Here is a 20,759-nt window from a genome sequence, read left to right as displayed (position 1 = left end):
TTGCTCTAAAGAAGGGCTTGCTGGAAAGTGTGAAGTAGATCTAATCTAATACTCAAGGTGATGGGGTTCCACCTACTTAACCGCCATTCAGGCTGATGACTCCTACAGAAACGAAAACAGGTGAGACTGTTGGTGATTAACTATAGTGTGACGCTGTGGTTAGATGTTCTGTAGGGAAGTTGCGCCGTCATATCCTCGCTTGTTTTCCTGATATATAGGAAAACGACATGCAATATTCATCCGAAATTCAATCAATGTGCCCAATCCAACGTGGGGACTTACATTCATCTGCACCAATTCCAGTTGAGGGGCGTATGGTTCGCCCGAAAGACGTTATCGCGATCTCAGGCCTGAGTCATGGTGTTGGGACTTGTGCACCCCAACAGGGAGCAGCCAAACTTACGCTCAATGTCAAAGACGGCATCATCCAAGAAGCTTTGATTGAAACTATTGGTTGTTCGGGGATGACGCATTCTGCTTCGATGGCAGCTGAAATCTTAAGTGGTAAAACCATTTTAGAAGCACTCAACACCGATCTTGTCTGTGATGCTATCAATGTTGCGATGCGAGAAATCTTCCTCCAATTCGTTTATGGGCGTACTCAATCTGCTTTTTCTGAAGGTGGATTAGAAATTGGTGCAGCATTGGAAGACTTAGGCAAAACGCAACGTAGCCAAGTAGGAACGAGCTACTCTACGTTGGCAAAAGGGGTGAGATATATGGAACTTGCAGAAGGTTATGTCACCAAGTTGGCCTTAGATGAACATGATGAAGTGATTGGCTATCAGTACCTAAACCTTGGGAAAATGATGGCAAGTATTGAGAAGGGAGAAAGCCCTGAATTGGCGATGGTATCGGCGACCGGTGTATATGGTCGTTTCGATGAAGCCGTTAAAACAATCAACCCACGTCACGCTTAATCAGAGGTCTATGTCATGAATGCTCAAACTCTTCAATTACTGAATCAAATGAACCTTACTTCTGTTGAACAAGCTCACGACTATTGTTTGACCTTTGGAATTGATCCGAAAAAGACGGTGCTAGAGACCCAACCTATAGCTTTTGATAATGCGTGTGATGCCTACACCCTTGGCACGGCGCTAGCTTTGTTTAAACAGTCAGAAACTGCGGAACAAGCAGCGTTGTATATTGGCGAAGGCTTACAAGCTTTCACTAAATCGGGCAGTGTCGCAGAACAAAGAGAGGTCGGATTAGGCCATGGTGCTCTAGCGGCCAGATTATTGAATGAAGAAACTCAATGCTTTGCCTTTCTTGCAGGCCACGAATCATTTGCAGCAGCGGAAGGCGCAATAAAAATTGCGTTAAACGCCAACAAGTCACGTCAAACACCACTTAAAGTAATCTTAAATGGTTTAGGCAAGGATGCCGCCTACCTCATTGCTCGTATTAATGGTTTTACTTACGTGCGCACTGAATTTGATTATCAGGCCAACGAGTTGGTTGAAGTCGAACGTCGTCGCTTTTCTCAAGGTGAGCGTGGCAATATTTTGTGTTATGGAGCTGATGATGTGCGAGAGGGTGTGGCGATCATGCATCGCGAATCGGTAGATGTGAGCATCACGGGTAACTCGACTAACCCGACACGCTTCCAACACCCAGTTGCTGGCATCTATAAATCAGAATGTTACAACCAAGGCAAAACGTATTTCTCTGTGGCTTCGGGTGGTGGTACAGGGAGAACGCTTCACCCAGATAATGTCGCTGCAGGACCTGCGAGCTATGGGATGACGGATACGATGGGAAGAATGCACGCTGATGCTCAATTTGCCGGCAGTTCGTCTGTACCAGCACATGTGGCTATGATGGGCTTTATAGGCATGGGCAATAATCCAATGGTCGGTGCGTCGGTCGCGTTAGCGGTGGCCGTGGATCAGCAACTTCATCATTAATTCTGATTAGGATTCTCTTCGAGTGGCTTTGGTCGACTGTTTTCCAAAGCCTCCACTTCTTGAATATAGCGGGCCTTTAACGTATTTAACTGGCTAAGTAATAAAGCGATATCGCGGATTAACGCCTGGTTAAGCTGTGCATAATCAAGGCTCGTGATCATATTGATCTTATTATCGCCAGTTTGGCAGTGACGACTAATTGTCAGCCAGTTGTCTTGTAATTTTGCCGCTTCAGTCATGAGCGGTGTAACGGTTTGACGCTCTTGATCTATTTGCTCTACCACCATCAAAGACGCGTGAATTTGTGCATCCATTCTTTGGTGATACGTCGTATTATTGGTCGACCACAAGCTGCGAATTTCTTCATTGCTAAACTCTTTAAACAGAAAGGGTTGGTACTGATGTACTTTTAGTAGTTGGTTGAATCGGGATGCATGAAAGTTGTATGAGGCTCCGAGTTGGCGTTGAAGCTTGAGGTTGGTATTCCAAGTTTGTTCGTTACACTGGGACCCATTTACCTGAAAAGGTAAAGTGATAAGCACTGCTGCCGTTATAGTATGTAAGTAATGCCATATCATGAGTATGGTTGCCATAGTGTTGATTTGATAAGTATAGGAAAAATTCAGAACGGATATGAAAAAGCTAATTATGCTTGTCTTGCTATTGCTTGGCATTGGTTGTGCGGCCGGCGGCTATTACATCTTCTACTACAAGCCACAGCAAGATGCCTTGGCGGCTTTAGAAGCTGAGAGCGAAGAAGAGCCAATGACGCCTCTAGAAGTGGTGGAAGAGGAAGAGCAGGAAGCGGTTAAAGCACCGGTGACAGATTACTATGTAAGCCCACCAAAGTTAGGTGTTCGTGAAATGCCTAACTTCGATGCGTTTGTAGAAAGTGTGGTTTACCGTGGTGAAAAGCTACATATCCTTGAAAAACGCGATGGATGGGGGCGTATTTCGCCTTACTACGTGTATGAGGATGGTGGCCCTGAAGTCGCAGAATGGGTGCCGATGGAGGCTCTATTAGAAGTAGCTCCAACGATTACCAAGCAAGAAAGGCAAGAAACAGTAAGCCAATACATTGAAAATTCTGATGACTTTAAAGAACATTTCGAAATGTTTATTAAGACAACGGATAGTTTGCTGAAAGAGGGGACGTGTGTGCCTGAAGACTTTGAAGAAACCCAAGGTTGGATGCGCTCGGTTACCTTTAACGAACAAAATGCATACTTTGTTTATTGCGGAGGTTTAAAGCAAGCTAATAAGATCTATCTAGACGTTCAAACCGGCAAAACCTTTTACCGTTAAATCATTCAAAATTGAAAAATTAGCTTTTAGATTATTTTAGTTGTCTGCCTGACAGGTTAGATCTAACATCTATGTGTTCTATATTATCTGGCTAATCAATGCTTCAGCGAATTGTATCTTATATCTGGCTCGTTTTGCTTGCGATGGTGTTACCGACGCAGGCTTTTGCCTATTTGCTGCAAGCTGAGAATGAAGCATCTGCTAGGCTAAACTACCGTTCTGTCGGTATTAGCCCTACGTCTGAACAAGACTTCCAAGCACTATTTGATGAAGTGCGCCAGGAGCCGCAGTCTGAGCCTGTAACACAGACCGATATGGCGCAAGACTGGCTTGCGATTATCAATGCCAATCGCTGGTCCAATGTTACGCGTGCTCTCGATGATACAGAGCCGACATCTAATTTTGAATCCATTGGTTTTGAGCCAGCGGTTATCCCTCTTTACCGATTGTATAAACGACCGGTATATACCTCATCTCAACGTGTTGCTACACAGAATTCAATCCATCGTGTTTCCGGCTGGAAAGAGTCCAACACGCTTTATGTCGCCTTGAATGGTCATTTCTAATCATTTTTTAGCTTAGTAAAACGAAGAGCTCGCTCTTCACTATTTTAATTCTACGCACAGTCTCACTGTGCATAGCAAAGTTAAGAAATGTTATGAAAAAACAATCTGTAAAGCAGGCGAAATCCGCACGCCTGATGAACCACTATTCTGCTTGGAAGTATGTGGTTTTGATCGCTACGATCATTATGTTAACGCTGAGCGCAATACCAACATGGTATGGTGAAAAGCCGTCAATTCAAGTGACAACGTCACCACAAGTAAGCAACTCTATTCTTGGTAATGTCAGCGAACTCAATCGTTATCTTGATCAGCGCAATATTGATGCAGTCAAAATTGATCAAGTGGGTAATAAAACAACGTTAGTATTCGACAACGAGACAGCGCAGACTCAAGCTCGTAAAGAGTTGGATAAACTCCTTGGCAAAGAAGACAGCATCACCTTCTCGTATGTTTCTGTTGCTCCAAGTTGGTTAAGTGACATGGGTTTCTCGCCGATTAAACTTGGTCTTGATCTTCGAGGCGGTGTTCAGTTCTTACTTAATGTTGATATTGATAAAGCGTTTGAAGATCAGAGAAATAGCCTTGTCGATGAAGTACGTGATTTCTTGCGTCAAGAGCGTATTCGTGGCGTTCAGATCATCGCAGTTGGCTCAGAAGGTTTTGATATTAAAAGCAGCTCAGAACAGGCGCTTGGTGATGTTAATAGCTTCCTGAGACAAAATTACCCAACATGGGATGCTAAGCGTCACTCAGACTACATCGCAGTTAAGCTAACGCTAGAGAGTAAGAGTGAGTTCCAATCCGTTACGCTAAAACAGAACCTTAAGATCATGCGTGATCGTATTGAAGAGCTTGGAATTACGGAAGCTATGGTTCAGCGTCAAGGTGAACACAGTATTCGCATCGAGTTGCCGGGTGTACAAGATCCATCACTTGCAAAGAATGTCATTGGCGCTACAGCAACGTTAGCATTCCATGAAGCGCGCACTCCTTCCGAAGAGAAAGCGTACGGTGACATTGTACTTAAGGACAATGATGGTCGAGACGTTACCCTAGCGAAACGCGCAGTTCTTACTGGTGAACATATTATTAATGCTCGTGCGGGCATCGATAAAATGGGCTTCTCTGAAGTCAACATTTCACTTGATCACGCTGGTGGCAAGATCATGAGTGACTTCTCTGGTAGCCATATTGGTAAACCAATGGCAACGGTATACCGTGAATACACCACAAACGCAAAAGGTGAAACTGAGCGTAGCGAGAAGGTTATCAGTGTTGCGACCATCCAATCTCAATTAGGCAGTCAGTTCCGAATCACGGGCGCTGGCTCTATGGAAGACGCACAAAACTTAGCACTTTTATTGAGAGCAGGTTCATTGACGGCTCCTGTTACGATCGTTGAAGAGCGTACTATTGGTGCTTCTTTAGGCGCTGAAAATATCCAAAATGGTTTTGCAGCGTTAGCGCTTGGCCTCGCGATGACATTGACCTTCATGGCGCTGTGGTACCGCCGTCTAGGTTGGGTTGCCAATGTGGCACTTATGGTCAACATGGTGAGCTTATTAGGCTTAATCGCTCTCTTACCTGGTGCTGTTTTAACGCTACCGGGGATTGCAGGTTTAGTGTTAACCGTCGGTATGGCAGTAGATACCAATGTACTCATCTTCGAGCGTATTAAAGATAAACTCGCAGAAGGGCGCACCTTTGCTCAATCTATTGATCTTGGGTTTGATAGCGCACTGAGTACAATTTTAGACGCCAACATTACAACGATGATTACCGCGGTCGTGCTCTACTCGATCGGTAATGGTCCAATTCAAGGCTTTGCGTTAACTCTTGGCCTTGGTTTGTTGACCAGTATGTTTAGTGGTGTATTCGCTTCAAGAGCAATCATTAACTTAGTTTGGGGACGCGACGCTCGTCGTGATGTGAGGGTTTAATCATGGTCGAATTCTTTAAACAACGTATCCGTCGTATTCGCTACATTACTAGCTTTGTCTCAATTGCTTTAATGGTTGTTTCGGTTATTGCGCTAACAGTGAACGGTCTAAATATGGGCCTCGACTTTACAGGTGGTATGGTCACCGAAGTTAAAGTTGATAATAACGTGACTCATCAGCAGTTAGTGAACACATTGCAACCTGAATTAGGCGAGTTCACCAATGTGACACATTCTGACCAAGACGGTCGCTGGGTAATTCGTTACCCAATTCCGGCGCAAGGCGAAGAAGTGGCAGACCTAGCAAAGACGCTGGCTCCAATTTCACATCAAGTTGAAGTGATAAGTAACAGCATGGTGGGTTCTCAAGTAGGCCAAGACTTAGTTGACCAAGGTGGTTTGGCTCTTCTTATCTCAATGATGAGCATCTTGGGTTACCTGTGTTTCCGATTTGAATGGCGCTTAGCGAGCGGATCATTACTAGCGCTGCTTCACGATGTGGTGTTAGTACTAGGTTTCTTCGCGGCTACACAGATGGAATTTAACTTAACCGTGTTTGCTGCGATCTTAGCGATTCTAGGTTACTCATTGAATGACTCGATCATCATTGCTGACCGTATTCGTGAACTACTATTAGCGAAGCAAACCACACCGACTGAAGAAATCAATGATCAAGCAGTAATGGCTACGTTCTCTCGTACAATGGTGACGTCTGGCACTACGCTAATGACGGTTTCTGCGTTATGGATCATGGGCGGGAGTGCGCTTCAAGGGTTTGCGATTGCGATGTTTATCGGCATCTTGTCGGGCACTTGGTCTTCTATCTCAATTGGTACAGTACTGCCTGAATGGCTCAAGCTTGAACCGAAGCACTATTTACCTGTCGAAGTTGATGATGCACCGTAAATAAAACGCGAGTTAAAGAAAAACGCCCGATGTGTAAACACCGGGCGTTTGCTTTATGTGTCTGATTATTTGGTCTGCATCGCAAGAAAACCGGTGAAGCTGGACCATGACTTGGTGTCAGCGTCTTCACGATATCTAGGGCTACCAAAAACGGTAAACGCATGAGGTGCGCCGCTGTAGGTAATCATTTCATGTTTGACGTTTGATTGTTCTAGCTCCTCTGCCAGCGTAGCAAATTGTGACATAGGAATAGCGGTGTCAGCCGTACCGTGAAGTACTAGAATAGGCGCTTTGGTCATTGCATAAGACTGGCCATCAGGAGTGCTTAAGCCGCCATGAAAAGTGACAAACCCTTTCGCTTTCATACCAGCACGAGCTGATTCTAGTACTGCAGCGCCGCCAAAGCAGTAGCCCATAACCACAACATTGTCTGCGTCCCCGCCTAGTGAGGCTGCATAATCTAGGCTACCTTGCATTAGCGTGCGCAATTTGTCTCGGTCTTTGTATAGCTCTCCCGTGTGCTGCTTTTTATCTTTTACCTCGGTCGGTCTGACCCCTTTGCCAAACAGGTCAGCCGCAAATACGTTGTAACCAAGTTCATTGAGCATTTCCGCTCGTTTTTTCTCATAGTCGGTTAGGCCATCCCAATCGTGAACGAGCAGAACCAGCGGTGCATCATCTGCTACTTTCGACCAGTATCCCTCGTATTCACTGCCATTTACATTGTAAATCTTGTCTGAACCAGCGAAAGCAAAACTAGTTAAAAGTGCTGAAGCCCAAATCAATACCATTTTCATAAAACACCTCCATTTGTCGTAGAAGTGTAGTACGTAGATTGGAGTGATAAGCGATCACTGTAAATTTCAGGCGATGAAATGGAATGCTAGTAACAAAAAAGCCTCCCGAAGGAGGCTTGCTTACAAGGAAAAGAATTCGTTTACATCGCAGCTTCGAAAATAGCTGAGATTTCTTCGTGCGTTGCTTGCTTAGGGTTAGTAAAGCCGCAGGCATCTTTTAGTGCGTTGTCAGCTAAAATGGCGATATCTTCAGATTTTGCTCCTAGTTCTTTGATACCAGTAGGGATACCAACATCTTTCGCTAGTTCAACAATCGCTTCGATTGCCGCGTTTGCTCCTTGCTCTGGTGTCATGCCTTCAACGTCCACGCCCATTGCTTTCGCTACGTCACGTAAGCGCTCAGGACATACTTGCGCATTGTATCGCTGTACGTGAGGTAGAAGAATAGCGTTACATACACCGTGTGGTAGATCGTAGAAGCCACCCAACTGATGCGCCATTGCGTGTACATAGCCAAGAGAAGCGTTGTTAAATGCCATACCTGCCATAAATTGAGCATAGGCCATTTGCTCACGAGCTTCGATGTCTTCGCCATTTTTCACTGCTGTGCGTAGATAAGCTTGGATTATCTCGATTGCTTTGATAGCGACAGCGTCAGTGATAGGTGTCGCAGCGATAGAAACGTATGCTTCAACAGCGTGAGTTAGTGCATCCATACCAGTTGCAGCTGTCAGAGATGCAGGTTTAGCCAGCATTAACTCAGGATCATTTACAGAGATTAACGGTGTTGTGTGCTTATCAACGATAGCCATCTTAATGTGGCGTTCTTCATCTGTGATGATGCAGAAGCGAGTCATTTCAGAAGCAGTACCCGCTGTGGTGTTGATCGCAATAAGAGGCAACATTGGTTTCGCTGACTGATCAACACCTTCGTAGTCGGCAATTTTGCCCCCATTGGAGGCAACCAGAGCAATACCTTTTGCACAATCATGTGGTGAACCACCGCCAAGAGAAATGACAAAATCACAGTCGTTATCTGTCAGTAAAGTTAAACCATCATTTACGTTGCTAATAGTTGGGTTTGGCTGAGTGCCATCAAATACGACAGTCTCAACATCACGTTCAGCTAACAGATCTTGTACTTGTTTAACCATACCGATTTGGCTCAAGATTTTGTCTGTAACGATAAGACCTTTTTTGAAGCCTTGTGATTGAATACTGTCAGTTGCGTCTTTAAGGCAACCAGCGCCCATGAGGTTTACAGTAGGGATAAAGAATGCACTTGTCATTGGATTACTCCATATTTATATAATTAACTGCATTTAGGTTCGCATAAATATCCCTAGGTCAAATTTGATCTCAGACAAATCTGATACCACAAAAGTGGTAGTAGGGGTAAAACTGTGAGGTAGGTCATTAGGGATATGGACTGTAAACAAATGTGTTAAATATTAATGAGTTAGCGCAATCGTTTTCTCAACATATTTAGGGGTTTATGCAAAACACATCATAGGAAAGAGGGGCCCGGCCATCGAGTTGGGGCCGGGCCATGAGTCGGTGTTACTCTTCGTGTTCAGGCTCTGCTTGTTCTTTCTCTGTTTCATTGGTTGTTATTTCTTCAGGTTCTTCCTCGGCATAGTTTCTTACGACAAACGGAGTAAGCATGACACTTGAAGGGAAAAATCGTTTCATAAAGGGCACCTCATCGGGACAGGTTGATAGGTCGATTGTGCGATTTATGTATTGAGTAGTATTTGTCGCAGGTCATTTTATAGGCGTCTAGTGCAACGAATATCTTATAGTGAGTGAGGGGTCACAACATCTTTGAGCATGTGTAGAGCAGAACAACCGTTAAGAGATTGATTCGGTCTCTATGGCAGAATTTATATAAGCGAGTGTAAAAGCTCGCTTTTTATTTGGAAATATCTAGACTGTCTTCGTAGTTTTGAGGAGATAAGAATGAAATACGATTGGATCTTGTTTGATGCTGATGAAACCCTGTTTCACTTTGACGCATTTAAAGGTATGCAGCTGATGTTTTCACGTAAGGGTGTAGATTTCACTGAACAAGACTTTAACCATTATCAGACTGTGAATAAACCGCTATGGGTTGATTATCAAAATGGAACGATTACTGCTCATGAGCTAAAACACACGCGATTCCAAGAGTGGGCAGACAAATTAGAGACAACTACTTCAGAGCTAAATAGTGCATTTCTTGAAGCAATGGCCGATATCTGTACTCTTTTGCCTGGAGCGAAAGAGCTAATGGATAGCCTACATGGCAAGGCCAAAATGGGCATCATCACCAATGGTTTCACAGAGTTACAGGCTATTCGACTAGAGCGAACAGGTATGAGCCAATACTTTGAGCATGTGATTATTTCGGAAGAAGTTGGGGTAGCGAAACCTGACCTCGCTATTTTCAGTCATGCTTTGGAAAAGATGGGAATGCAATGTAAGAGTAAAATTCTTATGGTTGGAGACAATCAGCATTCGGACATCTTAGGTGGAATTAACTTTGGTATCGAAACTTGTTGGCTAAACCATGCGGGTGATGAGCGCGATTCATCTATTGAACCAAGTTATACGGTGAGTTCGTTACATGAGTTGAAAAATATTCTGCTCGCGTAATCCAAAGTGATCCATGTAGCGTTGTTGACGGTATCTAACTGCAGGTACTGAGAATAGGAATGTTGCTTATGTCGATGCTTGGAAAAATCGTTGACCTAGATATTAGTCATGGTTATGGGTTCATTGAGGAAGAAAATGACATTGGTAGAATTTTCTTCCACATAAGGGACTTCGAAAAGTCAGCGATAGCGCCTCACATCAATGAACTTGTGGAGTTTGATGTAGAATCAGACCTTAGCGGCTGTCTTCTTGCGTTGAATATATCGCCTTCCTTAAACAAATAGTGCTGTCTCAAGCGTCTGGAGCGTGCTGCTTAAGGTAATGTTCCAGATTCTTTGTGGTTGAGGTCTCGAACTTTTCATCAAGGATAGTAAGGCGGCTGATTCTATCGATGCGAAAGTGTCGGTAAGCATTTCTTAACTCGCACCAAGCGACCAACGTCCATACCTTCCCCCAAAATATTTGACCAAGCGGCTGCAAACAGCGACGAGTTTCAGCGCCTTTCTGGTCAGAATAAAGGATTTCAATTTTTAGTCGATCATCTGTTGCGTGGCGAAGCATTTTCCCCCGTCTTGCGGATTCCGAAGTCGTATGAATTTCGGGCACAAAAATAGGAAAACTTTCCATTTGTTGCTTTAACTTATCTGGCAATACAGAGAGTATTTTGGCAGATGCAGATTGTGACGCTTGAGCCAATTCATCATCTGACCAGGCACGGACCATCCGCATACCTAGTTCTAACGCGAGCATCTCTTTATCAGTAAACATAAGAGGAGGTAAGTGTGAGCCGTCTTGAAGCATATAACCAACACCGGCTTCCCCCTGTATTGGAACACCAGATTCGACTAACGACTGTATATCTCTATAAATGGTGCGCTCACTGACTTGCATCTGATCAGAGAGTTGTGCAGCTGTGACGGCATATCGCTTAGAACGTAATAGTGTCAAAAGCTCGAATAAGCGCTCAGATTTACTCACCCAGAATCCTTCCTTAGTATAAAGAGAGAAGCCAACAAAAGGCTTCTCTCGACAGTTGGTTAGCAATATTTCGCTGCTAAATCACTCATCATAATCGTTTGATGTTGCATGATGACACTCTCCGGGTCAATGAGGGCCAATAGAGGCGCACATTCCTTACTGGACATAAATTGGTCGCCCGCTGCTTTCGCATTTTCCATCGAATCCCAATAGACAACGTCAGTCCAGGTGTCAGTTTCTTGATCAAAACTAAGCGAACGGTACTCGAAGCCATCAAGTGATGACACAAACTTTTGACTGTTTTCTGTAGCGGTAATAAGTTGTTCTGTTGGTACGTTATTTAACAATTTAAAACGGACAATTTCGATAACACTTTTCATCATATTTCCTTATTTGGCTCTAGTTTTAGGTGTATTGCTTAAGCTCGAAACCATGATATTCAAAGTGACTGTCAGAATGTGTCAGTAGTGTTTTAGCTCATGAAATAGACAAAAAACACCCGCCATTATGCGCATTGTAGAATATATGTGCTATAGCTAATTAAAATACACAATAAAAATGGCTCATTGCGGCCAGTTGCTAGGTAAGGAAACCAACATGTCTATACAAGGCACAATTGCACACTGGGACCAAAATAAAGGTTACGGTTACATTTCTGTCGAAAATCAAGATACACAAATCATGTTCCATATAAGTGATTTAGCAAACTCCTCTCAAGTTCCTTGTGTCAGTGAACCTGTCACTTTTCGATTAGGGTCTGACAGTAGTGGTGGCATGAGAGCTGTCCAAGTAGAGAGACCAATCGTCTTCAACTTTTCTCTTGCGATTGCGGTATGGTTCAGTAGTGCTTTATTGGGGAGCGTTGTATTACTTGATTTTCCACTGATTGGTTGTGTTTTTTATTTTTCTGTTAGTACCGTGACTTATGCTGTGTATGCTTTTGATAAACATGCCATGACGACGGGTGGGTGGCGAATTCCGGAAGTGTCATTTCATGTGTTGAACCTGTTGGGAGGATGGATTGGTGCTCTATTTGCTCAGTCATTTATGCATCACAAATATAACGACTTAGGGTTTAAGTTTCTGTTTTGGTCCACGATTGTTCTGAATATCATGTTTTTCTGCTGGACGCTGACCACTGAGGGAGCGACGGTATTACAAGAAATGATCTACAGTATTCGAGTTTCATGATAAAGGGCTCATTAGAGCCCTTTATTGTTTTGTATTAAAAAGAATATTTTGCGCCTTACTGTTTTAAGGCACAGCTAGTTATTAAGGACGCTCTCCAGCCTCTAAGCGGTGTTCAATATCAGCAATGACTTCTGGGAAGTCGGCAATCGTATCGATAAGGTAATGAGGTGAGCTTTTAATCAGCTTCGCTCGCGCCTTTTCACGAGCAGCATTAAGCGTCGCTTCGTCTGCGGCTTGGTACTCTTCAAACGTTAAGCCTGCTTCGTTACCAGAAAGCAGCAGACCAACGGTCCACATACCAGCGTTATGACCTTCATCGATGCCCGGTGCGGCGTCATCCACTTTGATACACGCGTTAACGTCAGTTACGTTTAGCTCAATTACGTTTTTCAGTGCCATAAATGGTGCTGGGCGACCACCTTGTGGTAGGTCATCCGTTGCAACTACATAGTCTGGTTTGTAGCCATAATCCGCCGCCACTGGAATCAATACGTTCATAACTTCGCGAGGGTAACCAGAACAAGAGCCGATCTTGATGCCTTTGTCTTTCAGACCGTTCACAACTTCAATTGCATTGAGAATTGGATCTGCATGGTCAGCCACTTTCGCTTTTTGCAGCGGCATAAACGCCGCGTAGATTGCGTCGATATCTTCACTGGTCATTGAGCGACCAAACTTCTCATTCCAACGCTTATCAACCGCAGGAATGCGACCCACAGCTTGGATGTGATCCCACTTACCAAGACCCATTGGTTCGCGTGCTTCTTCTAGATTTATTTCGAAATCAAAGCCTTGTTTGAACGCTTCCACAAAGATGCTAGTTGGTGCAAAAGAGCCGAAATCGACGATAGTGCCAGCCCAGTCAAAGATCACTGCTTGAATTGGTGAGTTGTTCATGTTCAATCCTTTTTCTTGCTTGCTAGAGCGCTTGCCTACATGTCGGAACTGCGCTCTGAATAAATTGGTTTTGTTGAGGTCTATTGACCCTAAAAGTAGTTAAAGTCATTGCACACTTTAGCGATGACTTCTTCGAAGATCGCCAACGCTTCTGTCAGTTGTTCGCGAGTGATGATCAGCGGTGGGCTGAGTTGAATCACATTGCCTTGAGAAACCTTGAAGCTCATACCGTTGTTTAGGCATTGGTAAAGCACTGCTTCTGCTTCGTCATAAGCACGTTCTTTGGTTTCGTGGTCGGTGACCAGTTCAATGCCCCATAACATGCCGATACCACGTACATCACCAATCACTGGGTATTTCGCTTTCATCTCTAGCAGCTTTTCACGTATGAATTGGCTGTCGGCTTTTGCCTTCTCTAGCAAGCCTTCTTGCTCAATGGCTTCCATGGTGGCTAACGCTGCTGCGCAACCAATAGGGCTTTTCTCATGAGTGTAATGACCCATGGAGATCTGCTCAGCGGTGTTGTATTTGTCTTTGGTTACCATGGCTGCGATAGGCACTAAGCCTCCGCCCAATCCTTTGCCGATACAGAGCATATCTGGCTCGATGTCGTAGGCTTGGTAGGTAAACCATTCACCGCTGCGACCCATGCCATTCGGGATGTCGTCTATGATCAGCATGACATTGTGTTTGTCACAGATTTCACGGATGCGTTTCCAGTAGGCTTTACTTGGCACTTGTACGTCGGTATTACGAACCGCTTCTGCGATAAACGCGCCCACGCCGCCTTCTTTCTCAATCACGTATTCAAGGTAGTCGGCGTAATGCACATCGCTGCCGTCCGCGACAGGGAAAGCGCCACGGTAAGACACCGCTGGTGGAATGCGTTCAACGCCTGCCATTAATGGTCCCATGCCTTGGCGAAAACACGCTTCGCCGCCCACTGAGATGGCATCCAACGATGCGCCGTGGAAGGAATCCCACAGAGAGACCACCTTGTAGTTGCCCGTGATATGGCGCGCTAGTTTAAGTGCCATGCCAACCGCAGATGTGCCACCCGGAGCAAACAGCACGCGGTTCAATTCGCCGCCACAGATTTGGGTGAGTTTTTCGGCACATTCAATTACGGTCTCGTTGGTAAAACGACGCGGTGAAAACGGCAGTTTGGTAATTTGATCTTGCACACGTTTGATCACATGCGGATGACCGTAGCCCAACTGGTGGACGTTATTGCCATGGAAATCCATGTACTTTTTGCCGGTAGCATCTTGGATGTAGATGCCTTCTGCTGCTTCCAATGTATCCAAGCAAGGCGTCGACATGGCTTGATGAAGAAAGACCTCTGAATCGCGCTTTAACAAAGCTTGTGTGCGTTCGTCGTCCATCGATGCATTCCAAGCTTGGCGCGCAGGTGTTGTGTTGACATCGCCTTCGCTACGGAAATGCGTTGGTTGTGTATTCTGAGTCATAACGCTCTCTCAATCGGAAGGCTGCTTTACGCAACTTGCCAGTACATTGCTTTTTCAATCGCACCGATTAAGCGCTCGATATCTGCTGGGTAAACTTCGCCAATGTTGCCGATACGGAAGCAATCTGCGTTTGATACCTTACCCGGATAAATCACGAAGCCTTGCTCTTTCAAACGCGTGTAGAACTCTTTGAACTGGTAATCACTGTGCGTTGGAGAGTAGAAAGAAGTGATGATTGGGGAATGTAGGTCATTACTCAGTAGTGGCTCGAAACCCAAAGAGCGCATACCAGCAACCAATGTTTTCTGGTTAGTCTGGTAACGGTCGTGACGGGCTTCGATTCCGCCTTCTTGTTCTAGCTCTAACAATGCTTGGTAGAAAGCGCGAACCGTGTGCGTTGGAGAGGTAAAACGCCATTTTCCGTGGTTCACTTCCATGCAGTGCCACTGGTCGTAAAGATCAAGGCTCAAAGAACGTGCCTGACCTTGGCACTTTTCTAGCTCTGTTTGTTTTGCAATCACAAAGCCAAAACCCGGTACGCCTTGAATACATTTGTTTGCAGAGCTGATCATAAAATCGATGCCTAGCTCTGCGATATCGATAGGAATGCCACCAAAGCTCGACATGGCATCGAGAATCACCACTTTACCGTGTGCTTTTGCTGCAGAAGCAAATGCCTCAATTGGATTCAGCATGCCAGTGGTTGTCTCACAGTGAACAATTGCCACGTGTGTGATCGCAGGATCCGATGCCAATGCAGTTTCCACTTCGTTCAAGTGCGGCTGTGATGTTTCGCCTGGGGAAACTACATGGCATGGAATATTTAGGTATTCAGCGATCTGAGCGATACGCGCACCGTACGCACCGTTGTCGACAACCAGCAGCTTTCCATCTTTGCCAATGGCGCTGCCAATCGTTGCTTCTACTGATGCTGTGCCGCTACCTTGCATTAAAACGCTGGTGTAGCCATCTTGCTCCGTCGCCAGTTTTACAAGCTTAGTACGGATCACTTCTACAATGTCTTTGTTGTATTCATCATCCCAAGTACACCAGTCTTTTAACATGGCTTCGCGTACCGTTTCAGAAGTAGATAGAGGACCTGGAGTCAATAGTAGGTATTCGTTTTTCATCTCGATTTCCATCAGAATAGGTAAATTGGTCTACACCAAATTTCAGATTCACTCTAGCGAGGAAGAAAAGGGCAGTAAATAGGCGAATCTTCAATTTCACAAAACTTTCATAGTTCTGATATGGAATTGAATTCTGTTTATTTGGTTGATTAAAATTGTCTAAAAACTGCCATTTTTCGTTCATATAATCGTCACGTTTGTTTTTTAGGGTGTAAATCGTTAACTGGTACAGACCAATTTAAACACTACTCATCTAATTGGAGAAAATGATGAAAAACCGCTTGATGAAAGGAACGCTGGCTGCGCTTGTATCTCTGCTAGCTACAAATGCAATGGCTGCACAGGAAGTAACGGTTTACACGGCTTTCGAAACGGACATTCTTGCTAAGTACAAGTCTGCGTTTGAGAAAGATAACCCAGATATCAAGATTAAGTGGGTTCGCGATTCAACCGGTATCATGACGGCGAAATTGCTGGCAGAAAAGAACAATCCTCAAGCAGAAGTGGTTTGGGGTCTTGCTGGGTCGTCAATGGCACTGCTAAAAGATGAAGGTCTTCTTAAGCCTTACACACCAAAAGGTTTGGAAGAGCTGCACGCGAACCTAAACGACCCTCAATCAAATCAAGCTTGGTTTGGTAACGATGCGTTCTTTAACGCAGTTTGTTTCAACGAGGCGGTAGCGAAACAACTTAACCTACCGAAACCAACGTCTTGGGAAGACCTAACTAAGGCGGTTTACAAAGGTCACATTGCCATGCCGAACCCTGCTTCATCAGGCACTGGTTACATGCAAGTTTCTGCTTGGCTGCAGAACATGGGTGAAGATCAGGCGTGGAACTACATGCGTGACCTAGACAAGAACATTGCTCACTACACGCACTCTGGTTCTAAGCCGTGTGTTCAAGCGGGCATGGGTGAAGTGGCTATCGGTATTTCGATGGCGAGCCGTGGTGCAAAACTGAAAACCCAGGGCGCACCACTAGCGGTTATCACACCAAAAGGCATAGGCTGGGAATCTGAAGCAGTAGGCCTAGTAAAAGAGTCTGATGCAGCGAAGCGTGTTGTTGACTGGTCGATCTCAAAAGCGGCAAACGAGCTTTACGTAGAAATGTACCCAGTGGTTGCACATAAAGAAGTGAAAGCGACAGTCTCTAACTTCCCGAACGTACAAGAGAACATGGCGAAAATGGACTTTGCGCAAATGGGCAGCAAGCGTGCTGATATTCTCGCGGCATGGTCTGCGAAGTTTGACGCGAAATCAGAGCCTAAGTCTTAATTGAACTTGCTTTGAATTGATTGCTGAAATCCACCTCTTGAGGTGGATTTTTTACCTTCATCTATTTGTCATCTTCTGGCTATAAATTTGTCATTGGAACGTAACACTCCAAAACTAAAGTTGGTATATACCATTTGGAGAGTGTGTTATGTCATCTAACCAACCTTACTTAAATATTGAAAATGTTGTGAAGCAATTTGGTCAATTCACAGCATTAAAACAGATTTCACTGGCAATAGAGAAAGGCGAATTTGTCTGTTTTCTCGGCCCTTCTGGCTGTGGAAAAACCACCTTACTTCGAGCCATCGCTGGGCTCGATTTACCAACATCTGGTGCCATTTATCAGCATGGTCAAGAGACAACATTCTTACCCCCAGAGAAACGCGACTTTGGCATAGTATTCCAATCTTACGCGCTATTTCCAAATCTAACTGTGCAAGAGAACATTGCGGTTGGTTTAAAGAACCAAGGCATGTCGACCAAAGAAGCGCTAGAGAAGGTGGATTACTGGTTAGAGACTATTGGTTTACCGACATCGGGTGAAAAGTTTCCTAATCAACTTTCTGGTGGTCAACAGCAGCGAGTGGCTTTGGCTCGCGCATTGGCGCTATCACCGGGTCTACTGCTACTTGATGAACCGTTATCAGCGCTAGATGCAAAAGTGCGTGTTCACTTACGTGACGAGATTTGTAAATTGCAGCGCAAATTGGGCATCACAACCATCATGGTTACGCACGATCAAGATGAAGCGCTGTCGATGGCCGACCGTATCGTTGTGATGAACCATGGCGTGATTGAGCAAGTTGGCACACCTCAAGAAATCTACCAACAACCAGCTACGCGCTTTGTCGCTGAATTCGTTGGAAGCATGAACTTTATCGAAACCTCAATCGCAACAGACACTCAAATGCGTATTGCCGAGTCTTTATTGCCATTACCAAGTTTGACCAATCGTAAGATGCAACGCGGTGAGCGTTTTGACTTAGCTGTAAGGCCTGAAGACATTAAGTTTGTTGATCACTACTCTCATTCTTTGCCAGTGAAAGTGACGGCTATTGAGTTTTTAGGAGCGTTTTTCCGAGTTGACTGTGTGCTGCAACACCACTCAAGTAATGAGACGATTTGTGTAGATGTGCCAGCGGAAACTGTCAATCAATCAGATATGAAAATAGGCGACATTCGATACATTCAACTTGCTACTTCAGGTGTTCACGGGTATGCCTGCAAAGGTGAGCAAAAGGCTTTAGCAGCGTAGGTGACATGATGGAAGCGAGAGCGATGACGATGGATAGCTTAGTATCACAAGCGAAAAGTCACTCCCTGTTAGGGCGTATCAGCCGAGATAATGCGATATTGTTTGGCTTATTGGCACTATTATCGACTTTGATGGTGCTGTTTATTCTGATGCCACTTTGGGCGATGTTGACGAAGAGTGTGCAAAACTCTGCGGGCGAATTCGTAGGCTTCGACAACTTTGCGACTTACTTTTCTTCTTCTAGTCTTTGGGTATCAGTGGGTAATACCTTTACCTTGGGTTTGCTTGTCACCTTTACTGTCGGAGTACTAGCGTTTGGTTACGCCTATGCACTGACACGCAGCTGTATGCCATTTAAAGGCTTGTTTCAAATTCTGGGAACAGCGCCTATTCTAGCGCCGTCGCTATTACCTGCGATTAGCTTAATCTTTTTATTTGGTAATCAGGGGATTGCGAAAGATCTATTGGCAGGGCACTCCGTTTATGGACTTGTGGGCATCTCAATGGGTTTGATCTTTTGGACATTCCCACATGCACTAATGATCTTAACTACGTCAATGAAAACCTCTGATGCTCGTTTGTACGAAGCGGCAAGAGCATTGAAAACATCGTCACTCAAGACGTTTTTTATGGTGACTCTGCCAGCGGCTAAGTATGGTGTAATCAGTACCCTAATTGTCGTTTTTACTTTGGTTATTACTGACTTTGGTGTGCCTAAAATCATTGGCGGAAGTTACAATGTTTTGGCAACGGACATTTTCAAGCAGGTTGTAGGACAGCAAAACTTTGCGATGGGTGCAGTGACCAGCATTATGCTGCTATTCCCAGCTGTGATTGCTTTTGGTGCTGACCGTTGGGTGCAAAAGAAGCAAAAGAGCTTGTTTGATACCCGTTCGGTCCCTTATCAACCTGAACCAAATAAAGCTCGTGATAGTTTCTGCTTTTTGTATTGTTTATTGATTTCATTTGCGGTTCTCGCAGTGCTAGGTATGGCGGTGTATGGATCGCTTGTGACCTTCTGGCCTTGGAACAAAGCGTTAACGTTGAACAACTACAACTTTGCAGAGATGAGTACCTATGGTTGGAGTCCTTTCTTTAACTCCTTAACGCTTGCTGGATGGACAGCGGTAATTGGTACAGCAGTGATATTCGTAGGAGCATATTGTATAGAAAAAGGACGCGCTTTTGGTCCTGTCCGCCAATTAATGCAAATGCTGAGTGTTGTACCAATGGCCGTGCCAGGTATGGTTCTAGGTTTGGGGTACATTTTCTATTTCAATGATGTGAATAATCCCTTGAATGTTTTGTACGGCACAATGGCATTCTTGGTAATAAACACTGTTGTTCACTACTACACAGTAGGGCATATGACAGCCTTGACTGCACTTAAACAATTACCCAGTGAAATTGAGGCTACTGCTGCATCTGTTAAGTTGCCACAATACAAGTTGTTCTTTAAGGTCACATTGCCTGTTTGTATCCCAGCCATACTGGACATCGGCGCTTATTTATTTATCAATGCGTTAACGACAACGTCAGCAGTGGTATTTCTTTATTCCACCGATACGATTCCGGCATCTGTGTCCATTTTGAATATGGACGATGCAGGTCAAACTGGTGCGGCGGCGGCAATGGCAGTGATGATTATGATTTCTGCCGCAATTGCCAAGATTGTTCAGATGACTTTAGGTAAACTATTGGAAAATCGCACTCAAGCTTGGCGTAAAAGATAAGGACACCGCGTGCAGTACGTAAAGATTAAAGATTCAATCGTTGAACAGATTGAAAGTGGGATGCTTTCGCCTCGTCAGAAGCTTCCGGCAGAACGTAAGTTGGCAGAGTCGTTTGATACTACTCGAGTGACACTGAGAGAAGCATTGTCTCTCTTAGAAGCGGAAGGGCGGATTTATCGTGAAGATCGCCGTGGATGGTTTATCTCACCATTACCTTTGCGTTACGATCCGACTCAAACGTTGAACTTTACCAATATGGCACTGGCACAAGAGCGAGTGCCGAGAACCGAACTTATCGCGGCGAAAGGGATACTTGCTGATAAACAAGCATCACGACTTTTGAATCTCCAGCCATTCTCGGATGTTTTTCGGGTGGATAGAGTTCGTTACCTAGAAGATCGACCGGTCGTTTATGTCACAAACTATATTCGACCAGAGCTTTTTCCAAATCTACTAGATTACGATCTTTCAGAGTCATTAACCGATATCTACCGAGAGCACTTTGGTGTGGTGTATCAGAAAATCCGATATCGCATCAGTACCAGTAGTTTATTGGGGGAGATTGCTCAATCACTCCGCGCAACGTCTGGGACGCCCGCAATGGTTGTAGAACGAATTAACTACAATCAACAAGGTGAATTGATTGACTGTGATATTGAGTATTGGCGCCATGATGCGATCAGTATTGAGTCTCTCGCTGAGCTTCAGCATTAACTAACCTTAGGCTTTGGAGTGCATTCAAAGCCTTCCTTTTTCTTCTGACATACAGGGC

22 protein-coding genes and 1 riboswitch are annotated in these 20,759 nt (G+C 44.7%); of the genes, 13 read left to right on the top strand and 9 right to left on the bottom strand.

Features of this window, described 5'->3' with window-relative positions; all coding sequences use genetic code 11:
• Positions 1 to 47: 47 nt before the first annotated feature.
• Positions 48 to 112: riboswitch (Fluoride riboswitch) on the top strand.
• Positions 113 to 227: 115 nt separating this feature from the next.
• Complete coding sequence (locus AAFX28_RS02140) at positions 228 to 920, top strand: iron-sulfur cluster assembly scaffold protein (RefSeq protein ID WP_408685211.1); 693 nt, start codon at positions 228 to 230, stop codon at positions 918 to 920.
• 15 nt (positions 921 to 935) lie between these two features.
• Positions 936 to 1,910, top strand: coding sequence for a GGGtGRT protein (locus AAFX28_RS02135; protein WP_408685209.1), 975 nt, complete (start codon positions 936 to 938; stop codon positions 1,908 to 1,910).
• Here AAFX28_RS02135 and AAFX28_RS02130 read toward each other — a convergent pair.
• On the bottom strand, positions 1,907 to 2,503 hold the full coding sequence (locus tag AAFX28_RS02130; protein ID WP_408685207.1) for a hypothetical protein: 597 nt from the start codon (positions 2,501 to 2,503) through the stop codon (positions 1,907 to 1,909). The two genes, AAFX28_RS02135 and AAFX28_RS02130, sit on opposite strands and share 4 nt — an antisense overlap.
• Before the next feature lie 40 nt (positions 2,504 to 2,543).
• On the opposite strand from AAFX28_RS02130, the gene AAFX28_RS02125 reads away from it, so the two are divergent.
• From AAFX28_RS02125 to secF, 4 genes are all read left to right on the top strand, one after another.
• The gene (locus tag AAFX28_RS02125; RefSeq protein ID WP_408685205.1) at positions 2,544 to 3,215 is read left to right on the top strand and encodes a hypothetical protein; all 672 of its coding nucleotides are present in this window, start codon (positions 2,544 to 2,546) and stop codon (positions 3,213 to 3,215) included.
• A gap of 98 nt (positions 3,216 to 3,313) precedes the next feature.
• Complete coding sequence (locus AAFX28_RS02120; RefSeq protein WP_408685204.1) at positions 3,314 to 3,781, top strand: hypothetical protein; 468 nt, start codon at positions 3,314 to 3,316, stop codon at positions 3,779 to 3,781.
• 92 nt (positions 3,782 to 3,873) lie between these two features.
• Entirely contained in the window at positions 3,874 to 5,721 is a 1,848-nt protein-coding gene (secD, locus tag AAFX28_RS02115; protein ID WP_408685202.1) for a protein translocase subunit SecD, read from the top strand.
• A 2-nt stretch (positions 5,722 to 5,723) separates the two neighbouring features.
• Complete coding sequence (gene secF / locus AAFX28_RS02110) at positions 5,724 to 6,626, top strand: protein translocase subunit SecF (protein WP_408685200.1); 903 nt, start codon at positions 5,724 to 5,726, stop codon at positions 6,624 to 6,626.
• A 65-nt stretch (positions 6,627 to 6,691) separates the two neighbouring features.
• Here the strand turns inward: secF and AAFX28_RS02105 are convergent, their stop codons facing one another.
• The 3 genes from AAFX28_RS02105 to AAFX28_RS02095 form a co-directional block, all read right to left on the bottom strand.
• Positions 6,692 to 7,423, bottom strand: a complete 732-nt coding sequence (locus AAFX28_RS02105) for a dienelactone hydrolase family protein (protein WP_408685198.1) — start codon at positions 7,421 to 7,423, stop codon at positions 6,692 to 6,694.
• A 140-nt stretch (positions 7,424 to 7,563) separates the two neighbouring features.
• A complete protein-coding gene (gene yiaY / locus AAFX28_RS02100; RefSeq protein ID WP_408685196.1) occupies positions 7,564 to 8,712 on the bottom strand; it encodes an L-threonine dehydrogenase in 1,149 nt (382 codons plus the stop codon).
• A 271-nt stretch (positions 8,713 to 8,983) separates the two neighbouring features.
• Positions 8,984 to 9,115 carry a hypothetical protein gene (locus tag AAFX28_RS02095; protein ID WP_408685194.1) on the bottom strand — a complete coding sequence of 44 codons (132 nt, stop codon included), beginning with the start codon at positions 9,113 to 9,115 and terminating at the stop codon, positions 8,984 to 8,986.
• Positions 9,116 to 9,382: 267 nt separating this feature from the next.
• Between AAFX28_RS02095 and yjjG the strand changes: the two genes are divergently transcribed.
• Together yjjG and AAFX28_RS02085 are read left to right on the top strand one after the other, a co-directional pair.
• Positions 9,383 to 10,057, top strand: coding sequence for a pyrimidine 5'-nucleotidase (gene yjjG / locus AAFX28_RS02090; protein WP_408685192.1), 675 nt, complete (start codon positions 9,383 to 9,385; stop codon positions 10,055 to 10,057).
• A gap of 68 nt (positions 10,058 to 10,125) precedes the next feature.
• Positions 10,126 to 10,341, top strand: a complete 216-nt coding sequence (locus tag AAFX28_RS02085) for a cold shock domain-containing protein (RefSeq protein WP_408685191.1) — start codon at positions 10,126 to 10,128, stop codon at positions 10,339 to 10,341.
• Between the two features lie 7 nt (positions 10,342 to 10,348).
• Here the strand turns inward: AAFX28_RS02085 and AAFX28_RS02080 are convergent, their stop codons facing one another.
• Together AAFX28_RS02080 and AAFX28_RS02075 are read right to left on the bottom strand one after the other, a co-directional pair.
• On the bottom strand, positions 10,349 to 11,035 hold the full coding sequence (locus tag AAFX28_RS02080) for a helix-turn-helix transcriptional regulator (protein WP_408685189.1): 687 nt from the start codon (positions 11,033 to 11,035) through the stop codon (positions 10,349 to 10,351).
• Between the two features lie 59 nt (positions 11,036 to 11,094).
• Positions 11,095 to 11,418 (bottom strand): hypothetical protein, encoded by a 324-nt coding sequence (locus AAFX28_RS02075; RefSeq protein ID WP_408685187.1) that lies wholly within the window; start codon positions 11,416 to 11,418, stop codon positions 11,095 to 11,097.
• 214 nt (positions 11,419 to 11,632) lie between these two features.
• On the opposite strand from AAFX28_RS02075, the gene AAFX28_RS02070 reads away from it, so the two are divergent.
• Entirely contained in the window at positions 11,633 to 12,226 is a 594-nt protein-coding gene (locus tag AAFX28_RS02070; RefSeq protein ID WP_408685185.1) for a DUF1294 domain-containing protein, read from the top strand.
• 81 nt (positions 12,227 to 12,307) lie between these two features.
• Here AAFX28_RS02070 and phnX read toward each other — a convergent pair whose 3' ends face one another.
• From phnX to phnW, 3 genes are all read right to left on the bottom strand, one after another.
• The gene (gene phnX, locus AAFX28_RS02065) at positions 12,308 to 13,123 is read right to left on the bottom strand and encodes a phosphonoacetaldehyde hydrolase (RefSeq protein ID WP_408685183.1); all 816 of its coding nucleotides are present in this window, start codon (positions 13,121 to 13,123) and stop codon (positions 12,308 to 12,310) included.
• An 89-nt stretch (positions 13,124 to 13,212) separates the two neighbouring features.
• A complete protein-coding gene (locus AAFX28_RS02060) occupies positions 13,213 to 14,592 on the bottom strand; it encodes an aspartate aminotransferase family protein (RefSeq protein ID WP_408685181.1) in 1,380 nt (459 codons plus the stop codon).
• A gap of 26 nt (positions 14,593 to 14,618) precedes the next feature.
• Complete coding sequence (gene phnW / locus AAFX28_RS02055; protein ID WP_408685179.1) at positions 14,619 to 15,722, bottom strand: 2-aminoethylphosphonate--pyruvate transaminase; 1,104 nt, start codon at positions 15,720 to 15,722, stop codon at positions 14,619 to 14,621.
• Between the two features lie 266 nt (positions 15,723 to 15,988).
• Here phnW and AAFX28_RS02050 point away from each other — a divergent pair, with 266 nt between their 5' ends.
• The 4 genes from AAFX28_RS02050 to phnR all read left to right on the top strand — a co-directional run bounded on the left by AAFX28_RS02050 (position 15,989) and on the right by phnR (position 20,701).
• Entirely contained in the window at positions 15,989 to 16,999 is a 1,011-nt protein-coding gene (locus AAFX28_RS02050; protein WP_408685177.1) for a putative 2-aminoethylphosphonate ABC transporter substrate-binding protein, read from the top strand.
• Positions 17,000 to 17,147: 148 nt separating this feature from the next.
• A complete protein-coding gene (locus AAFX28_RS02045) occupies positions 17,148 to 18,254 on the top strand; it encodes a putative 2-aminoethylphosphonate ABC transporter ATP-binding protein (RefSeq protein ID WP_408685175.1) in 1,107 nt (368 codons plus the stop codon).
• An 8-nt stretch (positions 18,255 to 18,262) separates the two neighbouring features.
• Complete coding sequence (locus tag AAFX28_RS02040) at positions 18,263 to 19,987, top strand: putative 2-aminoethylphosphonate ABC transporter permease subunit (RefSeq protein WP_408686798.1); 1,725 nt, start codon at positions 18,263 to 18,265, stop codon at positions 19,985 to 19,987.
• Between the two features lie 9 nt (positions 19,988 to 19,996).
• Positions 19,997 to 20,701, top strand: coding sequence for a phosphonate utilization transcriptional regulator PhnR (phnR, locus tag AAFX28_RS02035; RefSeq protein WP_408685173.1), 705 nt, complete (start codon positions 19,997 to 19,999; stop codon positions 20,699 to 20,701).
• Positions 20,702 to 20,759: the final 58 nt, after the last annotated feature.

It is taken from the genome of Vibrio sp. TBV020 (genome assembly GCF_046056895.1).
Taxonomy (GTDB): domain Bacteria; phylum Pseudomonadota; class Gammaproteobacteria; order Enterobacterales; family Vibrionaceae; genus Vibrio.
The sequence above is the reverse complement of the archived record's forward strand: the minus strand, read 5'-3'. Positions and strand labels throughout refer to the sequence as shown.

Bases quoted from the DNA above. Each gene is read 5' to 3' on its own strand.
- AAFX28_RS02140 (WP_408685211.1), top strand. From the start codon at position 228: ATGCAATATTCATCCGAAATTCAATCAATGTGCCCAATCCAACGTGGG.
- AAFX28_RS02135 (WP_408685209.1), top strand. From the start codon at position 936: ATGAATGCTCAAACTCTTCAATTACTGAATCAAATGAACCTTACTTCT.
- AAFX28_RS02130 (WP_408685207.1), bottom strand. From the start codon at position 2,503: ATGGCAACCATACTCATGATATGGCATTACTTACATACTATAACGGCA.
- AAFX28_RS02125 (WP_408685205.1), top strand. From the start codon at position 2,544: ATGAAAAAGCTAATTATGCTTGTCTTGCTATTGCTTGGCATTGGTTGT.
- AAFX28_RS02120 (WP_408685204.1), top strand. From the start codon at position 3,314: ATGCTTCAGCGAATTGTATCTTATATCTGGCTCGTTTTGCTTGCGATG.
- secD (WP_408685202.1), top strand. From the start codon at position 3,874: ATGAAAAAACAATCTGTAAAGCAGGCGAAATCCGCACGCCTGATGAAC.
- secF (WP_408685200.1), top strand. From the start codon at position 5,724: ATGGTCGAATTCTTTAAACAACGTATCCGTCGTATTCGCTACATTACT.
- AAFX28_RS02105 (WP_408685198.1), bottom strand. From the start codon at position 7,423: ATGAAAATGGTATTGATTTGGGCTTCAGCACTTTTAACTAGTTTTGCT.
- yiaY (WP_408685196.1), bottom strand. From the start codon at position 8,712: ATGACAAGTGCATTCTTTATCCCTACTGTAAACCTCATGGGCGCTGGT.
- AAFX28_RS02095 (WP_408685194.1), bottom strand. From the start codon at position 9,115: ATGAAACGATTTTTCCCTTCAAGTGTCATGCTTACTCCGTTTGTCGTA.
- yjjG (WP_408685192.1), top strand. From the start codon at position 9,383: ATGAAATACGATTGGATCTTGTTTGATGCTGATGAAACCCTGTTTCAC.
- AAFX28_RS02085 (WP_408685191.1), top strand. From the start codon at position 10,126: ATGTCGATGCTTGGAAAAATCGTTGACCTAGATATTAGTCATGGTTAT.
- AAFX28_RS02075 (WP_408685187.1), bottom strand. From the start codon at position 11,418: ATGATGAAAAGTGTTATCGAAATTGTCCGTTTTAAATTGTTAAATAAC.
- AAFX28_RS02070 (WP_408685185.1), top strand. From the start codon at position 11,633: ATGTCTATACAAGGCACAATTGCACACTGGGACCAAAATAAAGGTTAC.
- phnX (WP_408685183.1), bottom strand. From the start codon at position 13,123: ATGAACAACTCACCAATTCAAGCAGTGATCTTTGACTGGGCTGGCACT.
- AAFX28_RS02060 (WP_408685181.1), bottom strand. From the start codon at position 14,592: ATGACTCAGAATACACAACCAACGCATTTCCGTAGCGAAGGCGATGTC.
- phnW (WP_408685179.1), bottom strand. From the start codon at position 15,722: ATGAAAAACGAATACCTACTATTGACTCCAGGTCCTCTATCTACTTCT.
- AAFX28_RS02050 (WP_408685177.1), top strand. From the start codon at position 15,989: ATGATGAAAAACCGCTTGATGAAAGGAACGCTGGCTGCGCTTGTATCT.
- AAFX28_RS02045 (WP_408685175.1), top strand. From the start codon at position 17,148: ATGTCATCTAACCAACCTTACTTAAATATTGAAAATGTTGTGAAGCAA.
- AAFX28_RS02040 (WP_408686798.1), top strand. From the start codon at position 18,263: ATGGAAGCGAGAGCGATGACGATGGATAGCTTAGTATCACAAGCGAAA.